The organism is Nocardia cerradoensis NBRC 101014 (assembly GCF_000308535.1).
GTDB lineage: Bacteria > Actinomycetota > Actinomycetes > Mycobacteriales > Mycobacteriaceae > Nocardia > Nocardia cerradoensis.
Window position 1 is genome coordinate 1 of the sequence record NZ_BAFW01000302.1, and the last position, 2,583, is coordinate 2,583.

At 67.6% G+C, this 2,583-nt stretch carries 7 protein-coding genes; all 7 read left to right on the forward strand.

Annotated features, from left to right (window positions below; all coding sequences use genetic code 11):
- The coding region (locus ON23_RS28100; RefSeq protein ID WP_039781933.1) for a DUF2303 family protein at window positions 1–647 on the forward strand (647 nt) is incomplete at its 5' end.
- A gap of 87 nt (window positions 648–734) precedes the next feature.
- On the forward strand, window positions 735–1,163 hold the full coding sequence (locus ON23_RS28105; RefSeq protein WP_039781934.1) for an Rv1352/Rv1906c domain-containing protein: 429 nt from the start codon (window positions 735–737) through the stop codon (window positions 1,161–1,163).
- Window positions 1,160–1,426, forward strand: coding sequence for a hypothetical protein (locus tag ON23_RS28110; protein WP_039781936.1), 267 nt, complete (start codon window positions 1,160–1,162; stop codon window positions 1,424–1,426). The genes ON23_RS28105 and ON23_RS28110 overlap by 4 nt, the downstream gene beginning before the upstream one ends.
- Window positions 1,426–1,662, forward strand: a complete 237-nt coding sequence (locus ON23_RS28115) for a hypothetical protein (RefSeq protein ID WP_039781937.1) — start codon at window positions 1,426–1,428, stop codon at window positions 1,660–1,662. Before ON23_RS28110 ends, ON23_RS28115 begins: the two co-directional genes overlap by 1 nt.
- Window positions 1,663–1,791: 129 nt before the next feature.
- Window positions 1,792–2,007, forward strand: coding sequence for a hypothetical protein (locus tag ON23_RS28120; RefSeq protein WP_039781939.1), 216 nt, complete (start codon window positions 1,792–1,794; stop codon window positions 2,005–2,007).
- The gene (locus ON23_RS38115) at window positions 2,007–2,153 is read left to right on the forward strand and encodes a hypothetical protein (protein WP_157170301.1); all 147 of its coding nucleotides are present in this window, start codon (window positions 2,007–2,009) and stop codon (window positions 2,151–2,153) included. The genes ON23_RS28120 and ON23_RS38115 overlap by 1 nt, the downstream gene beginning before the upstream one ends.
- 103 nt (window positions 2,154–2,256) lie before the next feature.
- Window positions 2,257–2,583, forward strand: a 327-nt coding sequence (locus ON23_RS28125; protein ID WP_051043482.1) for a hypothetical protein, incomplete at its 3' end; no start/stop codon positions are given.

Genomic DNA, 2,583 nt, shown 5'->3' on the forward strand with positions numbered 1-2,583 from the left:
CCGCCGTCGACTCGTTCGCGCTGCTGCTCGCCCGACCCGAACACGAGGAGTCGGTGATCTTCGCCGACGAAACACAGCAACGGCTCACTGCGGTCATCGACTACACCGGATGGCGCGAGCACCGCATCATCCTGCAGATGATGCTGTCCGACCAGTTCGCCCGCTGGAAGAAGGGCAACGGCGACTACGTCGCGCAGACCACGTTCGCCGAGTTCATCCAGGACTCTGCCGCCGACATCGTCAGCCCGACCGCTGCGGACATGCTGGAACTCGCGCAGTCGTTCCAGGCTACGAAGAGCGTCGACTTCACCAGCTCCAACCGGATCAGCAATGGTCAGGTCCAGCTGTCCTACCGCGAGACCATCGACGCCCAGGCCGGCAACGCCGGACAGCTCGAGGTGCCCGAGCAGTTCACCCTCCACATCTCGATCTGGCGGGGCGGCGCGGTGGTGGAGGTGAAGGCCGCGCTGCGTTACCGCATCGAACACCAGCAGCTGCGGATCGGCTACAAGATCCTGCACCTGGACGACCTGATGCGCGCCGCGTTCGAGCACGTCACCGACGAGATCGCCAGCAAGCTCGACAGCGGCCACGGCCACGAACTCGTGTTCGGTCCCGCCCCGGCCGTCATCGAACCCGTCAAGTAATCCCGCTCCCCCGTTCGGCGGGCCGCTCTGCGGGCGGCCCGCCCACATCCCCTTCCCTCACTCCCTTCTCCGAAAGGACTCATCGTCATGCGCGCCCTGCGCCGCACCGCCATCGCTCTCATCGCCGCCGCCGCAACCACTTTCGCGGTCACCGCGTGCGACCCCGACGACAGCAACTCCAGCCCGGCCAGCCTGTCCAGCACCGCCGGACTCGTCCCCGCCGCCGTGTCCCGCATCGCCACCACCCCGCCCCCGCTGGTCGACCCGTACAGCACGAACGGCACCTGGCTGGTGCCGGCCGAAATCGCACCCGGCAACTACCGCGTCATCCCGAAGAACAGCCGCGGCGGCTACTGGGAAACCTGCGCCGACGCCGGATGCGACATCGACTTCGACGGCAGCGACCACACCGGCCTCATCGACAACGACAACGTGGACGGCCCCGGCGTCGTCAACATCCCCACCTGGGCGTACTCGATCAAGCTCCGCAACGTCCGCCTGGCGCCGATCCAGTGATCCGCACCGAAAGCCGCGCGTTCACCCGCGCGGCATTCGCCAGCTTCGTCACCGTCGCGTTCGGCCTCCCGGTGCTGCTGCTCATCACCACCGCCTGGCCGGTCGGGTTCGTCGCCCTCGCCGACATCCTCGCCGTCTTCTCGCTCGTCGCCCTGTACTGCACCGGATTCCAGGCCGGCTACCGCAACCGCGACGAACTCGCTCTCGATCACGCGATCGAAGCCGTCCGCTTCGCTACCTCCGACCACCCCGAGGGGATCTGATGCCCGCCCAGTCCATCACCACTGACACCGGAACAATCGTCTCCGTCGCCGAGAAGGGCGGCGAAACCCTGGTGCTGCTCGACCATCCCGAAGCCCCGGACGACATGCGGAACACCGAAGCCGGCCGGATCATCGACGGAGGATTCCAGCCCTACCCGTTCGCCTCCTGGGCGGCCACACCCTCCACGTTGCGCGCGCTCGCCGACCTGATCGAGGCGGTGGGCGACAGTGAGTGAGCAGGCATCCGAACCGCTCTCCGACTACCACGCAACCACGCGGCGGTTCGCTGACCTGTGAACCGCTCGAAGCTGACAATCAGCCGCCGAAAATCGACCCCCGCTCCGCCGGCGGCCGAACTCCCGCGCATGTCCCCACCGGTGGGACTGCCGCCGGTGTCGTCGGTGTGTGAGCCGTGCGGTGTGTACGTGATCCGTCCGGAGGTGCATGCGGACTGGCATCGCCGCCAGGACGCGAAGGCGCGGCGCTGGGACCACATTCGTGATCTTGTGCTGCGCGTTTTCCTCGCACGGGGATACATCACCACCGACGAGAAGACCACCGTCACCGATGGGGACACCTGATGGCCGGCACTCCATCGACTCTCGCCTACCTCGCCGCCGCCGCGACCGCCGGCGCTCTCGGCCACACCGGACCCGGCGCCGACAACTGCCACTGCCGCGTCTGCCTGACCCGGCCCACCACCACTGAGAACACGGAGAACTCGTAATGCTGCGCTGCTTGCTCGCCCCCTTGCTGCATCACCCGGTGATCACCCTCGAGGGCCACGGCCCCGTCTACTGGACCCCGATCATCACCGCCGCGCTGTACGGATGAGCGCCGAACACACACAGGGCAGCGCCCTGCACTCGCCGCGCAGCATGAAGACCGTGGGCGAAGCACTCAGCTACGCCGAATGCGCCGTCCTGAACTTCTACCCGGAAGGCGAACAGCGCGACCGCTACGCCGCGGTGATCGCCGAACTACTGCGTGATGTCGGGCGGCAACGTCCGACCGGACCTGACGGCAAGCACGGCGACCGCCACACCGACACCTGCGGATGCGACGACACAGCGCGCCGCCCGGTGTGCCAGACATTCGCATGGATCGGCCAAGCGCTCACCCACTGCGACACCTGCGGTCGGCCGTATTGGGAGCAC